23 protein-coding genes are annotated in these 21,456 nt (G+C 72.8%); 6 read left to right on the top strand and 17 right to left on the bottom strand.

Annotated features, from left to right (window positions below; genetic code table 11):
* From NLX85_RS20785 to NLX85_RS20775, 3 genes are all read right to left on the bottom strand, one after another.
* Positions 1–1,059 carry a PhoH family protein gene (locus NLX85_RS20785; protein WP_254337642.1) on the bottom strand — a complete coding sequence of 353 codons (1,059 nt, stop codon included), beginning with the start codon at positions 1,057–1,059 and terminating at the stop codon, positions 1–3.
* Between the two features lie 130 nt (positions 1,060–1,189).
* Positions 1,190–2,566 carry a serine hydrolase gene (locus NLX85_RS20780; protein WP_254337639.1) on the bottom strand — a complete coding sequence of 459 codons (1,377 nt, stop codon included), beginning with the start codon at positions 2,564–2,566 and terminating at the stop codon, positions 1,190–1,192.
* Between the two features lie 21 nt (positions 2,567–2,587).
* Positions 2,588–2,938, bottom strand: a complete 351-nt coding sequence (locus NLX85_RS20775) for a histidine triad nucleotide-binding protein (protein ID WP_091319264.1) — start codon at positions 2,936–2,938, stop codon at positions 2,588–2,590.
* Between the two features lie 48 nt (positions 2,939–2,986).
* Between NLX85_RS20775 and NLX85_RS20770 the strand changes: the two genes are divergently transcribed.
* Positions 2,987–3,748 carry an SDR family oxidoreductase gene (locus NLX85_RS20770; RefSeq protein WP_308210778.1) on the top strand — a complete coding sequence of 254 codons (762 nt, stop codon included), beginning with the start codon at positions 2,987–2,989 and terminating at the stop codon, positions 3,746–3,748.
* Between the two features lie 27 nt (positions 3,749–3,775).
* Here NLX85_RS20770 and NLX85_RS20765 read toward each other — a convergent pair whose 3' ends face one another.
* The 3 genes from NLX85_RS20765 to hrcA form a co-directional block, all read right to left on the bottom strand.
* Positions 3,776–4,510, bottom strand: a complete 735-nt coding sequence (locus NLX85_RS20765) for a 16S rRNA (uracil(1498)-N(3))-methyltransferase (RefSeq protein ID WP_254337637.1) — start codon at positions 4,508–4,510, stop codon at positions 3,776–3,778.
* 1 nt (position 4,511) lies between these two features.
* A complete protein-coding gene (gene dnaJ, locus NLX85_RS20760; protein WP_254338762.1) occupies positions 4,512–5,654 on the bottom strand; it encodes a molecular chaperone DnaJ in 1,143 nt (380 codons plus the stop codon).
* Positions 5,655–5,727: 73 nt separating this feature from the next.
* Positions 5,728–6,750, bottom strand: a complete 1,023-nt coding sequence (hrcA, locus tag NLX85_RS20755; protein WP_189198061.1) for a heat-inducible transcriptional repressor HrcA — start codon at positions 6,748–6,750, stop codon at positions 5,728–5,730.
* Between the two features lie 230 nt (positions 6,751–6,980).
* Here hrcA and NLX85_RS20750 point away from each other — a divergent pair, with 230 nt between their 5' ends.
* Positions 6,981–7,643, top strand: coding sequence for a DUF4870 domain-containing protein (locus tag NLX85_RS20750; protein ID WP_254337635.1), 663 nt, complete (start codon positions 6,981–6,983; stop codon positions 7,641–7,643).
* A 47-nt stretch (positions 7,644–7,690) separates the two neighbouring features.
* On the opposite strand, the gene hemW is transcribed toward NLX85_RS20750, so the two are convergent.
* On the bottom strand, positions 7,691–8,914 hold the full coding sequence (gene hemW, locus NLX85_RS20745) for a radical SAM family heme chaperone HemW (RefSeq protein WP_254337633.1): 1,224 nt from the start codon (positions 8,912–8,914) through the stop codon (positions 7,691–7,693).
* A 19-nt stretch (positions 8,915–8,933) separates the two neighbouring features.
* On the opposite strand from hemW, the gene NLX85_RS20740 reads away from it, so the two are divergent.
* Both NLX85_RS20740 and NLX85_RS20735 read left to right on the top strand, forming a co-directional pair.
* Positions 8,934–9,719, top strand: coding sequence for an enoyl-CoA hydratase-related protein (locus NLX85_RS20740; protein WP_254337631.1), 786 nt, complete (start codon positions 8,934–8,936; stop codon positions 9,717–9,719).
* Between the two features lie 101 nt (positions 9,720–9,820).
* Complete coding sequence (locus tag NLX85_RS20735) at positions 9,821–10,681, top strand: hypothetical protein (RefSeq protein WP_254337629.1); 861 nt, start codon at positions 9,821–9,823, stop codon at positions 10,679–10,681.
* A 24-nt stretch (positions 10,682–10,705) separates the two neighbouring features.
* Here the strand turns inward: NLX85_RS20735 and NLX85_RS20730 are convergent, their stop codons facing one another.
* From NLX85_RS20730 to NLX85_RS20695, 8 genes are all read right to left on the bottom strand, one after another.
* On the bottom strand, positions 10,706–11,350 hold the full coding sequence (locus NLX85_RS20730) for an MOSC domain-containing protein (RefSeq protein WP_254337628.1): 645 nt from the start codon (positions 11,348–11,350) through the stop codon (positions 10,706–10,708).
* A 57-nt stretch (positions 11,351–11,407) separates the two neighbouring features.
* Complete coding sequence (locus NLX85_RS20725) at positions 11,408–12,238, bottom strand: carbohydrate ABC transporter permease (protein ID WP_254337626.1); 831 nt, start codon at positions 12,236–12,238, stop codon at positions 11,408–11,410.
* The gene (locus tag NLX85_RS20720) at positions 12,235–13,152 is read right to left on the bottom strand and encodes a carbohydrate ABC transporter permease (RefSeq protein WP_254337623.1); all 918 of its coding nucleotides are present in this window, start codon (positions 13,150–13,152) and stop codon (positions 12,235–12,237) included. The genes NLX85_RS20725 and NLX85_RS20720 overlap by 4 nt, the downstream gene beginning before the upstream one ends.
* 34 nt (positions 13,153–13,186) lie before the next feature.
* A complete protein-coding gene (locus NLX85_RS20715) occupies positions 13,187–14,479 on the bottom strand; it encodes an extracellular solute-binding protein (protein WP_254337621.1) in 1,293 nt (430 codons plus the stop codon).
* Positions 14,480–14,702: 223 nt separating this feature from the next.
* A complete protein-coding gene (locus NLX85_RS20710; protein ID WP_254337619.1) occupies positions 14,703–14,987 on the bottom strand; it encodes a GlsB/YeaQ/YmgE family stress response membrane protein in 285 nt (94 codons plus the stop codon).
* A gap of 280 nt (positions 14,988–15,267) precedes the next feature.
* Positions 15,268–15,549 (bottom strand): GlsB/YeaQ/YmgE family stress response membrane protein, encoded by a 282-nt coding sequence (locus NLX85_RS20705; RefSeq protein WP_254337617.1) that lies wholly within the window; start codon positions 15,547–15,549, stop codon positions 15,268–15,270.
* A gap of 252 nt (positions 15,550–15,801) precedes the next feature.
* A complete protein-coding gene (lepA, locus tag NLX85_RS20700) occupies positions 15,802–17,679 on the bottom strand; it encodes a translation elongation factor 4 (protein ID WP_254337615.1) in 1,878 nt (625 codons plus the stop codon).
* A gap of 109 nt (positions 17,680–17,788) precedes the next feature.
* Complete coding sequence (locus NLX85_RS20695; RefSeq protein WP_254337613.1) at positions 17,789–18,325, bottom strand: DUF4240 domain-containing protein; 537 nt, start codon at positions 18,323–18,325, stop codon at positions 17,789–17,791.
* Positions 18,326–18,378: 53 nt separating this feature from the next.
* Here NLX85_RS20695 and NLX85_RS20690 point away from each other — a divergent pair, with 53 nt between their 5' ends.
* Both NLX85_RS20690 and rpsT read left to right on the top strand, forming a co-directional pair.
* A complete protein-coding gene (locus NLX85_RS20690; protein ID WP_254337611.1) occupies positions 18,379–19,359 on the top strand; it encodes a phosphotransferase in 981 nt (326 codons plus the stop codon).
* 160 nt (positions 19,360–19,519) lie between these two features.
* Positions 19,520–19,786, top strand: coding sequence for a 30S ribosomal protein S20 (gene rpsT / locus NLX85_RS20685; RefSeq protein WP_189198073.1), 267 nt, complete (start codon positions 19,520–19,522; stop codon positions 19,784–19,786).
* Between the two features lie 99 nt (positions 19,787–19,885).
* Here the strand turns inward: rpsT and NLX85_RS20680 are convergent, their stop codons facing one another.
* Both NLX85_RS20680 and holA read right to left on the bottom strand, forming a co-directional pair.
* A complete protein-coding gene (locus NLX85_RS20680; RefSeq protein WP_254337609.1) occupies positions 19,886–20,344 on the bottom strand; it encodes a hypothetical protein in 459 nt (152 codons plus the stop codon).
* Positions 20,341–21,321 (bottom strand): DNA polymerase III subunit delta, encoded by a 981-nt coding sequence (gene holA, locus NLX85_RS20675; protein WP_254337607.1) that lies wholly within the window; start codon positions 21,319–21,321, stop codon positions 20,341–20,343. Before holA ends, NLX85_RS20680 begins: the two co-directional genes overlap by 4 nt.
* Between the last annotated feature and the right edge of the window lie 135 nt (positions 21,322–21,456).

The following is a 21,456-nucleotide window of genomic DNA, read 5'->3' as shown; positions in this document are numbered from 1 at the left end:
TTAGCGGCGCCGGCCGGCCCGGCCGCCCTGGGCGGTCCGCCCGGGCACGGCGTGCACGCTCTGCGCCTGCTGGTTCTCCCGCTCGGCGTCCCAGCGGGCGTACGCGTCGACGATGTCGCCCACCAGCTTGTGGCGGACCACGTCGGAGCTGGAGAGCTGGGCGAAGTGCACGTCCTCGACGTTGCTCAGGATCTCCCGGACCACCCGCAGGCCGCTCGTCGTCCCGCCGGGAAGGTCCACCTGGGTGACGTCACCGGTGACCACGATCTTGGAACCGAAGCCGAGCCGGGTGAGGAACATCTTCATCTGCTCGGGCGTGGTGTTCTGCGCCTCGTCGAGGATGATGAACGCGTCGTTCAGGGTGCGGCCCCGCATGTACGCCAGCGGCGCCACCTCGATGGTGCCGGCGGCCATCAGCTTCGGGATGGACTCCGGGTCGAGCATGTCGTGCAGCGCGTCGTAGAGCGGGCGCAGGTAGGGGTCGATCTTCTCGTTCAGCGTGCCGGGCAGGAAGCCCAGCCGCTCGCCCGCCTCGACCGCCGGCCGGGTCAGGATGATCCGGTTGACCTGCTTGGCCTGGAGCGCCTGCACGGCCTTCGCCATGGCCAGGTAGGTCTTGCCCGTGCCGGCCGGGCCGATGCCGAAGACGATGGTGTGCGCGTCGATGGCGTCGACGTAGCGCTTCTGCCCCAGGGTCTTGGGACGGATGGTGCGACCGCGCCGGGAGAGGATGTTGAGCGTCAGGACCTCGGCGGGCCGCTCGGCGCTGCCCTGCTCGAGCATGCCGACGGTGCGCCGGACGGCATCAGTGGTCAGGGTCTCGCCTTTCTCGATCAGTTCGAGCAGCTCGCTGAAGAGACGCTCGGCGAGGGCGTTGTCGGCGGGCGCGCCGGTGATGGTGATCTCGTTGCCCCGCACGTGGACGTCACTGTTGACCGAGCGTTCGACGAGCCGCAGGATCTCGTCGCCCGCGCCGAGCAGGTTCACCATGATCTTCTGGTCGGGGACCGTGATCCTGGTCTGCACACGGGGCGGGCCGGGAGGTGGGGTGCCGGTCATAGATCGGGCCGTCGGGCCCTACGCCACCTGCTCTCGAACTCGGCGCCGGGCCCTGCTGGCGCGGCGGTCGTGACTCCCATCGTATCGGGTCAACACCGCCCGCACCTCGCCCATTTCCGGCGGTAGGAGATCAACTGCCGGCGCGGAAGTCGTACCCCTCGAAGGTCTCCTGGTGCCGCGTGAACCGGTAGGTGGCCCAGTGCATCCGGACCACGGCCCCGCGCTCGTCGCGGGTCAGCCGGAGCAGCTCGCCCACCTCCCGGCCGGCGACCGTGCGGAACACGTCCGGCCGGTCCGGCAGCGGGGCGAAGACCGAAGGCGGCTTGCCGGCCGGGTCGTCCGCGCCCCGGGCCCGCAGCGCCCCGTCGTGCCAGGAGAAGACGTACTCGAAACCCTCGCCCCACCAGCGGCCCAGCAGGCCGCGGAGGTGCTCGGGGGCGGGCGCGCCCGGCCGCCACGGCTCGACGTCGGCCGGGTCGTGCTCGGCGGCGGCGGCCAGCAGCCGGTGCGGCAGCTCGAAGACCTCCACGCCGGTGCCCGAGGAGCCGAGCACCGCGCAGCCCATCGCGCCCGCGGTGCCGTCACCGCCGCGCCGGCCGTAGACGGCGGCCAGGAAACCGGGCATGGCCCCGTCGTGCCCCACGTGCATCACCCGCCCCGGCTGCGGCACCAGGATCAGGCCGAGGCCGAAGCCGCCGGCCCAGAGCGTCTCGTCGGTGGTGGTCAGCGGCCAACGCATCTCGTCGAGGGTGGCCGGCGCGAGCACCGCGCCGGCCGGGTCCAGCGCGGCCGGGTCGGCCAGGAAGGCCGCCCAGCGCGCCATGTCCGGGGCGGTGCTCCAGAGCTGCGCGGCCGGGGCCACCGCGCCGAAGTCCGTGTTCGGCTCCGGCCGGGCCTCGTCGGAGTACGCGTCGACCAGGAACCCGGTCGCCGCCCGGCCGCCCGGCATCGGGCCGGTGGCGGCCAGCCCGAGCGGGGCGAGCACCCGCTCGGCCAGCACCTCTGCCCAGGTGCCGCCGCGCAGCCGGGCCACCAGCTCGCCGAGCAGGGCCATGCCGAGGTTGGAGTAGTGGTAGCGCCGCCCGGTGGGCAGCACCCGCTCCACCCGGGCCAGGTCGGCGAGGAGTTCGGTGACGTCGGGCGCACGCAGGCTGTCCCACACGTCGCCGTGCGGCTCGCGCTGCAGGCCCGCGGTGTGCGACAGCAGCCGGCGTACGGTCAGCTCGCCGTGCGCCGGCAGGTCGAGGTGCCGCCCGATCGGGTCGTCCAGGTCGAGCAGCCCCTCGTCCCGGCACTGCATGACCAGCACGGCCGTGAAGGTCTTGGTGACCGAGCCGATCCGGAAGACCGTCTCCGGCCCGAGCGGGGTGTCGTTGCCGGTCCCGCCGACCGCGCAGGTCCAGAGCGGCCGGTCGGCCCGGTGCAGGGCGACCGAGACGGCCGGGATCCGCCCGTGGGCCTGCGCCTGCCGCACCATCCGGCCGAGCCGGTCATGCACCGTGATCATGAGGGCAGTCTAGGCAGCGGCTCAGCGGCAGAGCATCGGGCCGAGCGGCGCGCCGCCGAGCAGGTGGGCGTGCACGTGGAAGACCTCCTGGCCGCCGTACGGGCCGGTGTTGAACATCAGCCGGAACCCGTCCACGGTCAGCCCCTCCTCCTCGGCCACCACGGCGGCGGTGCCCAGCAGCTCACCGGCCAGCCCCGGGTCGCCCTCGGCCAGGGTGACCACGTCCGCGTAGTGCTCCTTCGGAATCACCAGCACGTGCGTGGGCGCCTTCGGGTCGATGTCCCGGAAGGCCAGGGTGGTGGCGGTCTCGCGGACGACGGTGGCCGGGATCTCCCCGGCGACGATCCGGCAGAACAGGCAGTCGGTTCCCATCGGGGCATGGTAAGTCGTCCGGTCCCCCGCTCAGGCATGATGTGCCGCGTGACTTCTCGGGCGGTACTGGTGACGGGGGCCTCGCGCGGCATCGGCCGCGCGGTGGCGCGGGCGTTCGCGGCGGGCGGGGACCGGGTGGCGATCCACCACCGGGACTCCGCGGACCTGGCCGAGGCGCTGCGGGCGGAGCTGCCCGGCGACGGGCACGTGGTGGTCCGCGCCGACCTGGCCGACCCGGAGGCGGTCCGGGCCATGGTGGACGAGGCGGCGCGGCGCCTGGGCGGCCTCGACGTCCTGGTCAACAACGCCGGCGTCTACGGCCCGCGCGACCTGCCCCACCCGGTCTTCGGCAACACCTACGAGCAGTGGCAGGAGCAGTGGCGGCTGGTCCTGGAGACCAACCTGACCGGCGCCGCGAACGCCACCTGGTGCGCCGCCCAGCACATGCGGGAGCGGGGCGGCCGGATCGTGAACGTGTCGTCCCGGGGCGCCTTCCGGGGTGAGCCGGAGCAGCCGGCGTACGGGGCGAGCAAGGCGGGGCTGAACGCGCTCGGCCAGTCGCTGGCGCTGGCCCTGGCCCCGTACGGGATCGCGGTGGCGACCGTGGCGCCGGGCTTCGTGGCGACCGACATGACCACCACCCACCTCAGTGGCGAGCGGGGCGACGCCATCCGCGCCCAGTCCCCGTTCAACCGCGTGGCCCGCCCCGAGGAGATCGCGGCGGCGGTGCACTGGCTGGCCAGCCCCGAGGCCGAGTGGGCCTCCGGCACCATCGTCGACCTGAACGGTGCCTCCTACCTCCGCACCTGACGTGCCCACCCGCAGCGGGTGGGCCGGTCACCAGCGGTGCAGGCGGGTGGACAGCACGGTGAGGGCGGCCACGCCGGCTGTCGACGTGCGAAGCACCGACGGGCCCAGGCGGACCGGGCGGGCGCCGGCCTCCTCGAAGGCCGTCAGCTCGGTGGGGGCGATGCCGCCCTCGGGGCCGACCACCAGGACGATCTCGCCGGCGTCGGGCAGCCCGACCGTGGTCAGCCGCTCCTCGGCCTCCTCGTGCAGGACGAACGCGGCGGCCGCCCCGGCGATCCGGCGGGTCACCGTGGTGGTGGACTCGTCGGGCGTGCCGGCCACCACCGGCAGCCACGGGCGGCGGGCCTGCTTGGCCGCCTCCCGGGCGGTGGCCGCCCACTTCTCCCGGGCCCGTACGCCCCGGTCCCCGCGCCACTGGGTCACCGACCGGGACGCCGCCCAGGGGACGATCTCGTCCACCCCGACCTCGGTCATCGCCTGCACGGCCAGCTCGCCCCGGTCGCCCTTGGCGATGCCCTGCACCACGACGAGCCGCGGGACGGACGCGTCGACGTACCCCCGGGAGGTGACCCGGAGGTCGAGGGTGCCCCGGCCCACGGCGCTGACCACGGCGGCGGCCGTGCCGCCCCGCCCGTCGGCGAGCAGCAGTTCCTCGCCGACGCGCAGCCGTTGCACGGTGGCCGCGTGGTGCCCCTCGGGGCCGTCCAGCGTCAGCGTGTCACCGGTGGGCAGCGCCTCGACCAGGAACAGCGGCGCCGACACCTCAGGCGTGCCCGTTGAAGGCGTCGCGCATCCGCGAGAAGAAGCCGCCCTGCTTGCTCAGCTCGGCGACCTCCTCGCCGCGGGTCTTCGCGAAGTCCCGCAGCATCCGCTCCTGGTCGGCGTCGAGCTTGGTCGGGGTCCGCACGTCGAGGTGGACGTAGAGGTCGCCCCGGCCGGTGCCGCGCAGGTGCGGTACGCCCCGGGCGCGCAGGCGCAGCGTGCTGCCCGGCTGGGTGCCCGCCTTGACGTCGACGGTCTCCTCGCTGTCGAGCGTCTTGATGGTCAGCCGGGTGCCGAGCGCGGCGGCGGTCATCGGCACGGTGACCCGGCAGTGCAGGTCGTCGCCCTTGCGCGAGTAGACGTCGTGGGGCCGCTCGTGGATCTCCACGTAGAGGTCGCCGGCGGTGCCGCCGCCCGGGCCCACCTCGCCCTGCTGGGCCAGCCGGATCCGCATGCCGTCCTCGACGCCCGCCGGGATCTTGACGGTGAGCGACCGGCGGGTGCGCACCCGGCCGTCGCCCGCGCAGGTCGGGCAGGGGTGCGGGATGGTGGTGCCGTAGCCCTGGCAGACCGTGCACGGCCGGGCGGAGACCACCTGGCCGAGGAAGGTCCGCTGCACCGACTGCACCTCGCCCCGGCCGCCGCACGCCTCGCAGGTGGCCAGGTGGGTGCCGGCCGCGGTGCCGGCGCCGGAGCAGGTGGTGCAGAGCACCGCGGTGTCCACGGTGATCGGCGCCTCGACGCCGAACGCCGTCTCGTTCAGGTCCAGCTCCAGCCGCAGTATCGCGTCGGCGCCCGGCCGGGTACGCGGCCGCGGGCCCCGGCTGCCGCCGGCCGCCCCGCCGAAGAAGGCGTCCATGATGTCCTGGAAGCCGACGAACGGGCCGGCGCCGCCCGGACCACCCGGGCCCGCGCCCCCGCCGCCCGGGGCGAGCGGGTCGCCGCCCAGGTCGACGATCTGCCGTTTCCGATCGTCCGAGAGGACCTCGTACGCGGCGTTGATGTCCTTGAACTTCTCCTGTGCCTCCGGGTCCGGATTGACGTCCGGGTGGAACTGCCGCGCCAGCTTGCGGTAGGCGCGCTTGATCTCGTCGTCGGAGGCGTCCCGGCTCACGCCGAGAATGCCGTAGTAGTCCCTGGCCACTGCGTTCGGTGTCCTCATGTTCGTCTCGCGTTGCGCCGGTCGTCGGCCGGAGCCGGCCGTCGGCCGTGACTGGTCAGTTCTGGGCCAGCAGTTCGCCCACGTAGCGTGCCACGGCCCTCACCGTGGCGATGGTGCCGGGGTAGTCCATCCGGGTCGGGCCGAGCACGCCGAGGCCACCCACGATGGTGCTGCCCGGGCCGTACCCGGTGCTGACCACCGAGGCGGCCCGCAGGTTGTCGATCTCGTTCTCGTCGCCGATGAGCACCCGGGTGGTGCTCGGCTCGGCCTCGCCGATCAGCTTGAGCAGCACGACCTCCTCCTCGAGCGCCTCGAGGATCGGCCGCAGCGAGCCCTGGAAGTCGAGCAGGCCGCCCCGGGTGAGGTTGGCCGTGCCGGCCAGGGCGATGCGCTCCTCGTGCCGCTCGACCAGGGTCTCCAGCAGCACGGTGGAGAGCGTGGCCATGGCCGGGCGCAGCTGCGGCGTGGACTCGTCGACCAGGGCCTGCACCAGCGGCGGGGTGTCGGACAGCCGACTGCCGACGAGCTTCTCGTTGACCAGGCGGCGCAGGTCGGTGACGTCCTCGGCCGGGATCGGCCCGGGCATCTCGACCAGCCGCTGCTCGACCCGGCCGGTGTCGGCGATCATCACGACCATCAGCCGGGTGGTGGAGATCGGCACCAGCTCCAGGTGGCGCACCTTGGAGCGGGCGAGGCTCGGGTACTGCACCACGGCGACCTGCCGGGTGAGCTGGGCGAGCAGCCGGACGGTGCGGTGCACCACGTCGTCCAGGTCGACGGCGCCGACCAGGAAGCGCTCGATGGCCCGGCGCTCGGCCGGGCTGAGCGGCTTGACCCGGGAGAGCCGGTCGACGAAGAGCCGGTAGCCGCGGTCGGTGGGCACCCGGCCGGCGCTGGTGTGCGGCTGCCGGATGTAGCCCTCCTCCTCCAGCACCGCCATGTCGTTGCGCACGGTCGCCGGGGAGACACCCAGCTGGTGGCGCTCGACGAGGGCCTTGCTGCCGACCGGCTCCTGCGTGGCGACGTAGTCCTCGACGATCGCGCGCAGCACGGCGAGCTTGCGGTCGTCGAGACCCATCTCCCCACCTCCTGACGCACCTCGTCGCACCGGCGCGGGGCGTCCGCCGGGCGTCTGGCACTCGACTGTAGCGAGTGCCAGTCTACGTCGGCGTGCCCGCCGGCGCGATGATCGGCGACGCACCTCCGGTGCGGCCCGCCGCACATCCGGCCCGCCAGGGCCGAACAGCCGGACATCCCGGGCGATCCCGCTCTGGTGCGCCCTTGCCACCGGGACCTACCGTGACGACCATGACTGAACCTCCTCGCCCTCCCGGAGCGGGGGACTCCGGCGCCCCGCCGCCGGAGGCGACCCCGCCGTCGGCACCGTACGGCTCGTCGGCGGACGAGCCCCCCACCGCACCACTGTCCGGGGCCCCGGCCGGGGGCGGCTATCCCCCGCCCGGTGGCTATCCGCCGCCTCCCGGCGGCCAGCCGCCGTCGGGCGGTTACCCACCCCCGGGCGGCTACCCGCCGCCGGGTGGCTACCCCCCGCCGGGCGGCTACGGCGCGCCGGGCGCCGGCTACCCGGGCGGCGGCGCGTACGGCGCGCCGGCCGGCTACGCCAACAACGACGACAAGACCTGGTCCCTCATCGCGCACTTCGGCGGCCCGGTCGGTGTCGTGGTCGGCGGCAGCCTGCTCGGCTGGGTGGCGCCGCTCATCGCGTTCTCGGTCAAGGGCCAGCAGTCCCCGACCGTGCGCGCGCACGCGGTCGCCGCGCTGAACTTCCAGATCACCTGGGTCATCGCGACGCTGATCAGCTTCGTGCTGGCCGTGGTCACCTGCGGCCTGCTCTTCTTCATCCCGATCATCGTCGCCCTGATCCCGATCATCTTCGGCATCATCGGCGGCGTGAAGGCCACCGAGGGCGTCCTCTACCGCTACCCGATGACCTACACGTTCGTGAAGTGACCGACCCGGCCGGCCCACGGGCCGGCCGGGACCGGCGCGTCACACGCTCAGGGCAGCAGGTCGCGCACGACCGCGTCGGCGAGCAGCCGGCCGCGCAGGGTGAGCACCGCCCGGCCGCTCGCGTAGGCCTCGGCGTCCAGCAGGCCGTCGGCCCGGGCCCGCTCGGCGCCCGCCCGGCCCGCCTCGTCGAGCCCCGACAGGGGCAGCCCGGTGGCGAGCCGCAGCCGCAGCATCACGTCCTCCATGTGCGCCTCGTCCGGCGTGAGCAGCTCCCGGGCCAGACCGGGCGACTCCCCGGCGGCCAGCCGCTGGGCGTACGCCGTCGGGTGCTTGACGTTCCACCAGCGCACCCCGCCGACGTGGCTGTGCGCCCCCGGGCCGAGGCCCCACCAGTCGGCGCCCGTCCAGTAGAGCAGGTTGTGCCGGCACCGGGCCGCCTCGGAGCGGGCCCAGTTGGAGACCTCGTACCAGGAGAAGCCGGCCGCGCCGAGGGCGGCCTCCGCGGCCAGGTAGCGGTCCGCCGCCACGTCGTCACTGGGGTACGGCAGCTCGCCGCGGCGCATCCGGGCGGCCAGCCGGGTGCCGTCCTCCACGATGAGGGCGTACGCGCTGACGTGGTCCACCCCCGCCGCGACCACCTGGTCCAGCGAGGCGGCGAAGTCCTCGGCGCTCTCCCCCGGCGTGCCGTAGATCAGGTCCAGGTTCACGTGGTCGAACCCGGCGTCCCGGGCCTCCAGGGCGGCGGCGGTGGCCCGGCCGGCGCTGTGCTGCCGGTCGAGGATCGCCAGCACCCCGGGCGCCGCGGACTGCATGCCCAGCGAGATCCGGGTGTAGCCGGCGGCCCGCAGGGTCTTGAGCGACTCCGGGCTGACCGTCTCGGGGTTGGCCTCGGTGGTCACCTCGGCGTCGCCGGCCAGCCCCCAGGTGCGGTCGATGCCGTCGAGGATCCGGGCCAGGTCGTCGGCGGGGAGCAGGGTGGGCGTGCCGCCGCCCACGAAGACGGTGTCCACCCGGGGCGGCGGGGTGTCGCCCAGCACCCGGCCGGCGAGGGCCAGCTCGGCCAGCACCGTGTCGGCGTACGTCTCCCGGCTCGCGCCACCGCCCAGCTCGGCCGCCGTGTAGGTGTTGAAGTCGCAGTAGCCGCACCGGCTGGCGCAGAACGGGACGTGCACGTAGACCCCGAAGCCGCGCGCGCCGACGGAGCGGCGGGCGGCAGCGGGCAGCGCCCCGTCGCGCGGGACGGGTTCGCCTTCTGGAAGGACGCCGGGCATGGCCACTAGTGTGCCCGGCATGACCTCTCCGGACGCTCTCGTGCGGGTCGCCACGGCCCGTGGGGTGACCACCCTCACCCTGGACAGCCCGCACAACCGCAACGCGCTCTCCACCCCGCTGATGACCGAGCTGCTGGCCGGGCTGGCCGCGGCCGTCGCCGACGACGCGGTCCGGGCCGTCGTGCTCGACCACACCGGCCCGGTGTTCTGCTCCGGGGCCGACCTGAAGGAGACCGCCGCCGCGTACGCCAGCGGGACCGTGCCGGCCGGGATGCTGGGCGACGTGCTGGTGGCCGTCCGCGAGTGCCCGAAGCCGGTGCTGGCGAAGGTGGCCGGGCCGGCGCGGGCCGGCGGGCTGGGCCTGATCGCCGCCGCTGACCTCGCGATCTGCGCCGAGGAGGCCACGTTCGCCTTCACCGAGGTCCGGATCGGGGTGATCCCCGCGGTGATCTCGGCGACCGTCCTGCCCCGGCTGCACCCCCGGGCCGCCGCCGAGCTGTACCTGACCGGCGACACCTTCGACGGCCGGCGGGCCGCCGAGATCGGCCTGGTCACCGCCGCCGTGCCGGCGGACGCGCTGGACGCCGCCGTGGACCGCTACCGCGCCTCGCTCGTGAAGGGTGCGCCGAAGGCCCTCGCCGGGACCAAGGAGCTGCTGCGCCGCCCGGCCGCCACCGACCTGCGGGCCGAGATCGCCGAGTTGGCCGCGCTCTCCACCGGGTACTTCCTGTCCGAGGAGGGCCGGGAGGGCGTCCTCGCGTTCCGGGAGAAGCGGCCCGCCGCCTGGGTGCCCGCCGCAGACTGAGGCCGGAGGTGCGGGGCCGGCTACGGACGGTGAGGCGTCCGGTCGGCCGACCCGGACACTGGAGTGGGCGACGTAGGCTGGGCGGGCTGTCGGGACTGGGGGTGCGGGTGCGGACGCGTGGGGCGATCGTGGCATCGGGTGTGGTGGTGGCCGTGCTGGCCCTGCTCGGCGTCTGGTTCGTCACGAAGCAGTTCGGGCACCACCTGCGGCTGCCGCTGGCCAGCCGGACCTGCACCGTCCAGGCCGACGGGGAGGTCGTGCTGAGCGCCGAGCAGATGGCCAACGCGGCCACCATCGCGGCGATCGGCGTGCAGCGGAAGATGCCCGAGCGGGCCGTGGTGGTGGCGCTGGCGACGGCCTACCAGGAGTCGCACCTGCGCAACATCGCGCACGGCGACCGGGACTCGCTCGGCCTGTTCCAGCAGCGCCCGAGCCAGGGCTGGGGCACGCCCGAGGAGATCCGCGACCCGCGCTACGCGGCGAAGAAGTTCTACGCCGCGTTGAAGAAGGTCAAGGGCTGGGAGAAGCTGCGGGTCACCGAGGCCGCCCAGCGGGTGCAGCGGTCGGCCTACCCCGAGGCGTACGAGAAGTGGGCGGACGAGTCGCAGGTGCTCACCCGCGCCCTGCTCGGCAACGCCACCGGCGCGGTGGCCTGCACGGTCGGCCCGACGCCGACGATGCGCGGCCCGGCCGCCGCCACCGCCCTCCTGCAGAGCCTGGCCCTGGACTGGGGCCTGCCGGAGCTGAACTCGGCCACCGACCTGACCGGGCTCACCGTGCCGGCCACCGACAGCCGCAACGGCTGGCGGTACGCCCACTGGCTGGTCTCGCACGCCGACGACCACGGGGTGAAGCGGGTCCGCTTCGGCGAGCTGGAGTGGACGGCCGAGCAGGGCACCTGGGCCAAGGTGAAGGGCGACCCGGCCACGCAGGTGCTGGCCGAGGTCTTCGCCGCGGCCTGATCCGACTTCGCTTCGGTCCGGAGGTCAGCCGGCGGCGGCGCCGAGGCGGCGGCGGACCTTCTCCCGCACCGACTCGGGCAGCTCCGGCACGTCGAGCAGGCGCGGCAGCAGGTCCGGCTCCAGCGTGGTCGCCCGGAACACCTCGCCGATCGTCACGCCGTGCGCCGGCCGGTCGACCACCTCGACGGGATCGCCGGCGCCCACCTCGCCCTCGCGCACCACCCGCAGGTACGCCCCGGGCGCGCCCCGGACGGTGAACCGCTTGATCAGGTCGGGCATGCCCCAGAAGCCGGCGAAGGTGGTGCACGGGGTGCGCGGCTTGGTCACCTCCAGCAGCGCCGAGCCGACCGCCCAGCGTTCGCCGATCACCGCCCCGGTGACGTCCACCGCCCAGGTGGTGAGGTTCTCGCCGAAGGCGCCCGGCCGCAACGCCCGGCCCAGCTCGCCGGCCCACCAGCCGGCGTCCTCCTCGGCGTACGCGTAGACCGCCTGGTCGGGGCCGCCGTGGTGGGCACGCTCGCCGATGAAGTCGCCGGTGACGCCGGCGAACCGGATGTCCACCCGACCGTCGACGGGCCGCTTGTCGATGCCGCTGCGACCGCTCGGGTCACCCGCCCACTCCGCCTCGGTCACCACGCCGAGGTTCACCGCCGCCAGCCTGCCTGTCATGGCGGTCAGCCTAGGGGCCGCCGCCGGGCGCCGGGAAGCGGGTTCCTCCCGGGCACCTCAACCCTTGACGGCCCCGGCGACCAGGCCGGAGACCATGCGGCGCTGGACCAGCAGGAAGAAGACGATCACCGGCAGGGTGAACAGCGTCGACGCGGCCATCACCGAGCCCCACGCCGTGTCGTCCCGCCCGAAGAAAAACGTCATGGCCACCGGCAGCGTGTACTTGCTCTGATCGTTGACGAAGGTCAACGCGAAGATCAGCTCGTTCCACGCGGTGATGAAGGAGAAGATGCTGGTGGCCACCAGGCCGGGCGCGACCAGCGGGAAGAGGACCTTGCGGAAGGTCTGGGCCCGGCTGGCCCCGTCGATCGCCGCCGCCTCCTCCAGCTCCTTGGGCACCGCGGCCACGAAGCCGCGCAGCATCCAGACCGCGAACGGCAGCGAGAAGCCGAGGTAGGTCAGGATCAGGCTGGGCAGGGTGTTGTAGAGGCCGAGCCGCTGGATCATCAGGAACAGCGGGATGACCAGCGCCTCCAGCGGGATCATCTGCACCACCAGCAGCAGGATCAGGAAGGTGGTGCGCAGCTTGAAGCGGAACCGGGCCACCGCGGTCGCGGCGAGCAGCGCGACCAGCCCGCTCAGCACCACGGTGGCCACCGCCACCAGCGCGCTGTTGAGGAAGAAGTCGGTGAAGGTCACGCCCGGGATCAGGTTGCCGGTGAGGATCTCCCGGTAGTGCTCCAGGGTCGGCTTCGCCGGCACCGGGCGCGGCGTGGCCGAGAAGATCTCCCGATTGGGCTTCAGCGAGGTGGCGACCATCCAGTAGACCGGGAAGGCCGCGAACAGCGCGACCAGCAGCCCGGCGCCGTTGAGGGCGATCTTCTTCACGACTCGTCCTCCTGCCGGAGCACCATACGGACGTACACGCCGGTCACCACGAGCAGGATCAGGGTGAGGATGACGGCGATCGAGGAGCCCAGGCCGTACTTGGGCGGCGGCGAGAACGCCTCCGCGTAGGAGTAGATGGAGAGCATGAAGGTCGACCGGTCCTGGGTGCCGCCGGCCAGCACGAACTGCTGGGTGAAGACCTTGAAGTCCCAGATCGTGGAGAGCACCACGAGGATGCCGAAGACCGGCCGCAGCATCGGGAAGGTGACCGACCAGAAGACCCGCCACGGCCCGGCCCCGTCCACCCGGGCGGCCTCCTGGAGCTCGCTCGGCACGCTCTTCAGGCCGGCCAGCACGCTGACCGCGATGAACGGGAACGAGTGCCAGACCACCACGAGGGTCAGGATGGCGAAGAAGAGCAGCGGGTCGTTGAACCAGCCGTAGCCGGTCCAGTCGCTGCGCCCGAACACGGCCGTGGAGAGCCCGTCCGGAAGCTTGTTGAACAGCCAGGTGACCAGGCCGCTGGTGTCGTCGAAGATCCACTTCCAGACGATGGTGCCGGTCAGCGCCGGGGTGGCCCAGGCCAGCATCACGCAGCTCGCCACGAAGGTGGCCATCTTCTTCCCGAGCCGGTTGAGCAGCAGCCCGACCAGGGTGCCGAGGATCATGGTGAGCACCACGTTGGCCACGGCGAAGAGCACGGTGTTGCGCAGCACCGTACGGAAGAACGGGTCGCCGAGGATCTGCGCGTAGTTGGCCAGGCCGACCCACGGCCACTCGCGGTCCCCCCGCAGCTGCCGGACGCTGTCCAGCTTGTAGAAGGACATCATCACGACCTGGCCGAGCGGCCAGAGCAGCAGCACCCCGATGATGGCCAGGCAGGGCAGGAGCAACAGGTACGGGAGGCGGTCCACGCGGCGGCTTCGCCGGTGGCCTTGGTCAGCGTGGTCACTTGGCGTTGAGAATGCTTTCCATCTCGGTGGCCGCGTCGGCGGTGGCCTTCTCGACCGTCTTCTGCCCCTTGATGACGGAGCTGTTCATGGCCTGGGTCACCGTCTTGGTCCGGCTCACCTCCACCCACTTCGGGGTGAGCGGGGTCAGCTTGGTGTTCTGCATGGTGGTGGCGAACGCGGCCATCACCTTGTCGTTGGCGTAGTTGCCGCCACCGACCAGGTCCTTGTAGACCGGGAAGAAGTTCAGGCTGCTGGCGAACTCCTGGTCCTTCTGCTTGCTCAGCAGCACGGTCAGGTAGTCCCAGGCCAGGTCCTGGCGCTTGCTGTCCTTCCAGAGGGCGATGTCGGAACCGCCGGCGAAGGCCGGGGCCGGCTTGCCGTCCGGACCGGGGATGGGGAACGTGCCCCAGACCTTCTCGATCTCGGGGTTGTCCTTCTTCATGGCGCCGCCCTGCCAGCTACCGGCGAACGCCATGGCGGCCTTGCCGGTGGCGAACTGGGTACGGGCGTCGACCTCGTTCCAGCCGGCGGCCGCCGGCGGGGCGACCTTGTGCACGGTCACCAGGTCGGTCCAGAACTTGACCGCCTTCTGCGCCTCCGGCGTGTTGTAGCCGGACTTCCAGCTGTCGCCGTCCTTGGTGGCGATCTCCGCGCCGGCGGCCCACAGGAAGGAGTAGAACGGCAGCTCGGAGTTGCCGGGCAGGGCGATGCCGTAGGTGCCCGGCTTCTTGGCCTGGACGGCCTTCGCGGTGGCGACCAGCTCGTCCCAGGTCGTCGGCGGCTTCACGCCCGCCTCGGCGAACCAGTCGGTGCGGTAGTAGATGGCGCGGACGCCGGCGTACCACGGAACGCCGTACTGCTTGCCGTCGAGCTGGGCGTTCTTCACCAGGTCGGGGAGGATGTCCTTCCCCTCGGACCAGCCGTTGAACTTGCCCGTGACGTCGGCGAGGGCCTCCTGCGCCGCCCAGCCCTGGGTCTCGGTGTTGCCCAGCTCGGTGACGTCCGGCCCCTCGCCGCCGGCGAGCGCGGCCTGGAACTTCTTCGGCGCCTCGAGCCAGGGAATGTACTGCACCACGACGTCGGTCTCGGGGTGCTTCTTCTTGAACTCCGCCTCGACGCCGTCGAGGAACTTGGTCTGGGCGTCGCCGCCCTCACCCATCATCCAGACCGTCAGCTTGCTGTTGTCCGCGGCCTTGTCGTCGTCGTCGGAGCCACCGCATCCGGAGAGCACCATCGCGGCCGACGCCACGATGGCGGTGACCGGAGCCAGCCGCTTCCACCTGTTCACGCCATATCTCCCTCGGGGCCGGTTGGCACTAACCTTCTCCGCCGCACCTTAGTAGGAAAATTTCCTTTACAACAGGGGGTACTCGCGGCGGACGGCCGTGGCGACGGTATCGCAGGCGTGCGCCCGGGCGGCAGGGGTGCCGTCCGGGCAGCTCAGGGCGGACACGGAAGCGGGCGCCCGACCGGCTGGTCGGGCGCCCGCTGGCGCGCTTCGGGGGATGAGGTCAGTAGCGCGAGACGCCGCGGCGACGCCCCACACCGGCCACCAGGGCCACGGCGATGGCGGCGAACAGAACCTGCAGCAGCAGCTCCCGCCAGTCGATGCCGGCCGTGTCGGCGAAGCCGGACGCCCGGGCGACGATCGTGCCCAGCAGCGCGGCGCCGACGCCGATCAGCATGTGCAGCCACATCGGCATGTTCTGGCGGCCCGGGACGACCAGGCGGCCCAGAGCGCCGACGATCAGACCAACGATGAGCGCGGTGATGATGCCCCAAACGGTGAGGTCCACGGTCGCCCTCCTTCTCTCAGAATGAGTCACACGGGATCGTGTGGTTCCTGTCGTGACCGCTAAGTTCCCGACCCGCCGAAAATCCAAACCGACTCCGGTGACGAATTGCTCCGGACAGCTCTGAGCTGGGCTTTCGTGGCCGAATCCGGGCGCGGGGAAGCGAGCGGCCGGCCATTTCCCGCGCTGACCCCGTTCAATGCCCGCTCGCCGGCCGGGCGCAAACGCCAGCGGGCGCCCGACCGGCTGGTCGGGCGCCCGCTGAGGCGCTTCGGGGGGTGCGTCAGTAGCGCGAGACGCTGCGGCGACGCCCCACGCCGGCCACGAGGGCGACGGCGATGGCGGCGAGCACGACCTGGACCAGCAGCTCCATCCAGTCGATGCCGGAGGTCTCGGTGGCGATACCGAGCGCGCGGGCCAGGACGGTGCCCAGCAGCGCGGCACCCACGCCGATCAGCATGTGCAGCCACATCGGCATGTTCTGGCGGCCCGGAACGACCAGGCGGCCCAGCGCGCCGACGATCAGACCAACGACGAGCGCGGTGATGATGCCCCAGACGGTCACGGTTGTCTCCTTCTAAGAGGTTTCACACAATCTGTGTGGTTCCTGTCGTGACCGCTAAGTTCCCGAGCCGCCGAAAAACCAAACCGACTCACTTCCCGCCCCGCCCGCCGGACCGCCGTGCGTCGGTTCCGGCCCGGCCCGGATTTCCCAGGTGGGAGCGGTTCCGCGCGGCCCGCCGCCGAGGAAAAATTCTTCGGGTACGCGAACGGCCGGCGCCCCGCGACGGGGGCGCCGGCCGTGGCGTGGACGCCGTTACTTCTTGCCGGCGGGCTTGCCGTCGCCGGAGTCGGAGGAGAGTGCCGCGATGAAGGCCTCCTGCGGGACCTCCACCCGGCCCACCATCTTCATCCGCTTCTTGCCCTCCTTCTGCTTCTCCAGCAGCTTGCGCTTCCGGCTGATGTCACCGCCGTAGCACTTGGCGAGCACGTCCTTGCGGATGGCGCGGATGGTCTCCCGGGCGATCACCCGGCTGCCGATGGCCGCCTGGATCGGCACCTCGAACTGCTGGCGCGGGATCAGCGAACGCAGCTTCGCTGCGATCGTCGTGCCGTAGTTGTACGCCTTGTCCTTGTGCACGATCGCGCTGAACGCGTCCACCGGCTCGCCGTGCAGCAGGATGTCGACCTTGACCAGGTCGGACGCCTGCTCGCCGGAGGGCTCGTAGTCCAGCGAGGCGTAGCCCTTGGTCCGGCTCTTGAGCTGGTCGAAGAAGTCGAAGATGATCTCGGCCAGCGGGAGGGTGTAGCGCAGCTCCACCCGGTCGGCGGAGAGGTAGTCCATGCCCATCAGGCTGCCCCGGCGGCCCTGGCAGAGCTCCATCACGGCACCGACGTAGTCGTTCGGGGTGAGCACGGTGGCCCGCACCGTCGGCTCGTACACCTCGGCGATCTTGCCGGTCGGGTACTCGCTCGGGTTGGTCACCACGATCTCCTCGCCGTCCTCCTGCATGGCGCGGTAGACCACGTTCGGCGCGGTGGAGATGAGGTCGAGGTTGAACTCCCGCTCCAGCCGCTCCCGGATGATCTCCAGGTGCAGCAGGCCGAGGAAGCCGCAGCGGAAGCCGAAGCCGAGCGCGCCCGAGGTCTCCGGCTCGTACACCAGGGCGGCGTCGTTGAGCTTGAGCTTGTCCAGCGCCTCGCGCAGGTTGGGGTAGTCGGACCCGTCGATCGGGTAGAGGCCGGAGTAGACCATCGGCTTCGGGTCCTTGTAGCCGCCGAGCGCCTCCTTGGCCGGGTTGGCGTTGATGGTGACCGTGTCACCGACCCGGGACTGGCGGACGTCCTTCACACCGGTGATCAGGTAGCCCACCTCGCCGACCCCGAGCGCGTCGGCCTTCACCATCTCCGGGGAGATGACGCCGATCTCCAGCAGCTCGTGGACGGCGCCCGTGGACATCATCTTGATCCGGTCCCGGGCGCTGATGAGGCCGTCGATCACCCGGACGTAGGTGACGACGCCGCGGTAGACGTCGTAGACCGAGTCGAAGATCATGGCGCGGGCCGGGGCGTCGGCCTGGCCGACCGGGGGCACGAACTGCCGGACGATCTCGTCGAGCAGGTGCGGCACGCCCTCACCGGTCTTGCCGGAGACCCGGATGCAGTCCGCCGGGTCGCCGCCGATGAGGTGGGCCAGCTCCTCGGCGTACTTCTCCGGCTGGGCGGCCGGCAGGTCGATCTTGTTGAGCACCGGGATGATGTGCAGGTCGTTCTCGAGCGCCAGGTAGAGGTTGGCCAGCGTCTGCGCCTCGATGCCCTGGGCGGCGTCGACCAGCAGGATGGCGCCCTCGCAGGCCGCCAGGGACCGGGACACCTCGTAGGTGAAGTCCACGTGGCCCGGGGTGTCGATCATGTTGAGCACGGCGGTCTCGCCGGTCCGGTCGCCCTCACGGATGGTCCACGGCATCCGGACGGCCTGGCTCTTGATGGTGATGCCGCGCTCGCGCTCGATGTCCATCCGGTCGAGATACTGGGCGCGCATCTGCCGGGGGTCGACCACGCCGGTCAGCTGCAGCATCCGGTCGGCCAGGGTCGACTTCCCGTGGTCGATGTGGGCGATGATGCAGAAGTTCCTGATGCGCGCCGGGTCGGTGGCACCAGGAGCGTTCGCGCCGGGATCGAGCGTCGGTGGCACAGCGGTCCGTTCTGGTCGGCTGACGTGAGCGGGCCGGCGCGCCGCCGGCCCCCTCTATGCTCCCACGTCGTCCGGGGCGCACCGGTGCTCCCCCGGCACTGCTCCGGCGTCACTCCTCGGGCGGCTCGACGAAGAGGGCGGCGAGCTTCGGCAGGCGCCGCCGGGCCTCGTCCTCGTCGTCGAAGTCCCAGAAGTCGTTCAGGTCGGGCGCCCGCACCGGGTCCCGGTCCGCCGGCAGGTCGGCAGCGGTGGCCTTCCGGTGCGCCTCCCACGGCACCGCGAGCATGTCCTCGCACTCGAACTCCTCGCCGCTGAGCGCGGCGGACCGGACCTGCGGCAGCTCCGCGAGGGAGTCCGGATCGCCGACCGCCCGGGCGAACACCGCCCGGCCCTGGGTCATCAGCCAGCCCCGGAAGTACTCGAAGCCGTCGTCCGACGCGCCACCGTTGATCAGGTACGCGGCGCCCCAGAGGTCGACCTTGTACGAGGCGGCGAGCACCCGCTGCTGGTGGTGGGCGTACCCGACGATCTCCTCCGGGTCCCGCTCGGCGAGCAGCGCCACGGCCCGGGCGGCGACCGCCGCGGGCTCTCCCCCGCCCCCGGCCCGGGCGTCGTCGATCAACTGCCAGAACTCGTCGGTCCTCATGGCCTCGCAGTCTGGCAGAGCACACCGACGTCCCGGTGCGGCAGCATGGGCGGGTGCCCTCGATCTCCCTGCCCCCGGTGCCGTACGACGCCACCGCCGACCGGCCGGACTGGGCCGAGCTGCCGGCCGGGCTGCGCGACGCCCTGGCCGCCCGGCTCGGCGGGCACCCGGTGACGGCCAGCCCGGCCGGCGCGGGCTTCACCCGCGGCTTCGCCGCCGTGCTCACCGGCCCCACCGGCGAGCCGGTGTTCGTGAAGGCGGCGGCGCTGGCGGAGCAGCGGCACCTGGTCGACTGGTACGCCCACGAGGCCGCCGTCCTGGCCCGGCTCCCCGCCGGCCTGCCGGTCCCCCGCCCGCGCTGGGCGCTCACCGAGGCCGGCTGGTACGCGCTCGCCCTGACCGCGGTCGACGGGCACACGCCCCGGCTGCCCTGGGAACCCGCCGAGCTGGACGCCACCCTCACCGCGTACGCCGAGGTGGCCGCCGCGCTCGCCGCGCCGCCCGCGGACCTCGTGGCGCTCGGGTTGCCGCGCCTCGCCGACCTGGCCCGCGACGACATCCTCTGGTGGGGCGAGGTGGCCGCCGGCCGCGAACCGGCGCCCCCGCTGCCGCCCTGGGCGCCGCTGCCCGAGCTGGCCGCGCTGGAGTCCCGCCTCCCCGCCTACGCCGACGCCGCCCCCGGCCTGGCCCACTGCGACCTGCGGGTGGACAACGTCCTGCTGGACGCCGCCGGCCGGGCCTGGATCTGCGACTGGAACTGGCTCTGCCACGGGCCGGCCTGGTTCGACCTGGTCACCCTGCTGATCACCGGGTACGCGAGCGGCCTCGACGCGGACACCGCCTTCGCCGGCCACCCGGCCGCCGCCGGCGCCCCGGCCGACGCGCTGGACGTGACCCTCGCCGCACTCTCCGGCTATCTGCTCACCAGCGCCGCCGCCGGCCCGTCCACCGCGTCCCCGCACATCCGGGCCCACCAGCGCTGGAGCGGCGAGCAGGCCCTGTCCTGGCTCGCCGCCCGCCAGGGCTGGACCTGAGCCTGCTTTCGCGCGGCTGCCCGTCCCCCGGACGCCCCGCTCCGGAGGCGTTTTGGCCCGCCGCCGGGCGACCTGGTAACCTGGCTTTTCGCGCGGCGATGGCGCATGTCCGCCGTGCGTGAAAGCAGACCAACCCGAGCTATCAAGACGAGGCTGTCGCGTGGCGAACATCAAGTCCCAGATCAAGCGCAACCGGCAGAACGAGAAGCGCCGGCTGCGTAACAAGTCGGTCAAGTCGTCGCTGAAGACCGCCATCCGGAAGTTCAACGAGGCTGCCGAGGCGGGCGACACCGAGAAGGCCACCGCCCTGATGCGTGAGGCCACCCGCAAGCTGGACAAGGCTGCCAGCAAGGGTGTCATCCACGCCAACCAGGCGGCCAACCGGAAGTCGGCGATCGCGCAGCGCGTCGCCTCGTTCTCGGCCTGACGAGCACCTAAGACCTGACCGGAAGCCCTGGGGTCACCGCCCCGGGGCTTCCGGCTGTCTGCGTTCCGCATCCACCCGGCGGTGCGGGTCGGGCTCCGGTCAGCGGTACGGGTCGGTCCGGGTCGGGTCCGGCCAGCGCTCACCGTCGCCGGGCGGATCCGCGGGGCGGGCCGCCCGCAGCGTGGGCTCGCCGGCCAGCGCCACGCCGGGCAGCGCCCGGGCCGTGGACGGCACGGCGGCCCGGCCGACCACCGGCTCCATCTGCCGGCGGAAGCGGTCCCGCTCCTGCTCCGGCACCTGCGCCGCGGTGCGGATCACGATCTCGGCGACCATGTCGTTGAGCTTCACCATGACCGCCACCGCCGCCGGCAGCACCAGTACCGCCCACCAGGTCACCAGCTCGGCGAGGGCGAGCAGCACGGCCAGCGCCACGGCGCCCTCGAAGAAGAGGAAGCACAGCACCCCGCCCGGGTTGACGAAACGCAGCCCGAGGACCCGGGCGTAGAGCGGCCGATACCGCTCCTCGTCCGTCGGGACCGTCGACCACGTTCGGGTCACCGGCCGCCACCCTGCCGCGCCGCGGCCACGGAGAAGACGGCCCGCTCCAGCGCGTACGCCCGGTCGTCGGCGCCGCCCTTGACGGCCGCGTTGCACTCGGCGGCCGCCCGCATGGCCTCCACCAGGCCCTCCGGCGTCCAGCCCCGGCTCTGCCGCTGGGCCCGCTCGATCTTCCAGGCCGGCATGCCCAGGCTGCTCGCCAGCTGGTAGGGACTCCCCCGCCCGGCCGAGGCGACCCGGGCCACGGTCCGCACCCCGTCGGCCAGCGCGTCGGCGATCGGCACCGGGTCGACACCGACGTGCAGCGCCCACCGCAGCGCCTCCAGGGCACCGGGAACGTCACCGACCATCGTGGCGTCGGCCACCGTGAAGCCGGTCACCTCGACCCGCCCCCGGTAGTAGCGGGACACCGTGTCGGCCCCGATCCGCCCGTCGGTGTCGGCGACGAGCTGGGAGCAGGCGGCGGCCAGCTCGCGCAGGTCGGTGCCGACGGCCGCGATCAGCGTCTCGGCCGCGTCCTCGGGGCACCTGCCGCCGAGGCGGCGGATCTCGTCCCGGACGAAGGCGACCCGCTCCCGATGACCCTTGAGCTTCGCCGCCGGCACCACGGTCGCGCCGGCGGCCCGCAGCCCGTCGGCGAACGCCTTGCCCTTGGCGCCGCCCAGGTGCAGCACCACGAGCTGCACGTCCGGGTCCGGGTTCTTCGCGTATCCGAGCAGGGCGGTGACCAGGTCCTTGCGGGCGTCCTGGCCGGCGCGGAGCACGAGCACCCGGCGGCCGCCGAACAGCGACGGGCTGAGCATCTCGGCGATCTCCCCCACCGCCAGCGTGCCGGCCTGGTACTCCCGGACGTCCACATCCGGGTCGACGCTGCGGGCCCGGGCGACGGCTTCGGAGACGGCTCGCGTGGCGAGCAGCTCCTCGTCGCCGAGAACGAGCAGAATAGGGGGCAGGCTGGCGGGGGTCACGTCGCCCATATTCGCACGGCCTCCGACCGGATCGTGCCTGGTCATCGGGGACTGTGACGGCACAGCCCGCACTCAGCGCAAATCCAGACATTTGAGTCGATCTACCAGCTACCCCCGAAAATCATCGCCACCCGTCGCCCACTC

This window comes from Micromonospora sp. A3M-1-15 (assembly GCF_024213425.1).
GTDB classification, from domain to species: Bacteria; Actinomycetota; Actinomycetes; order Mycobacteriales; family Micromonosporaceae; genus Micromonospora; species Micromonospora chersina.
This window is presented reverse-complemented; position numbering and strand designations above follow the sequence as displayed.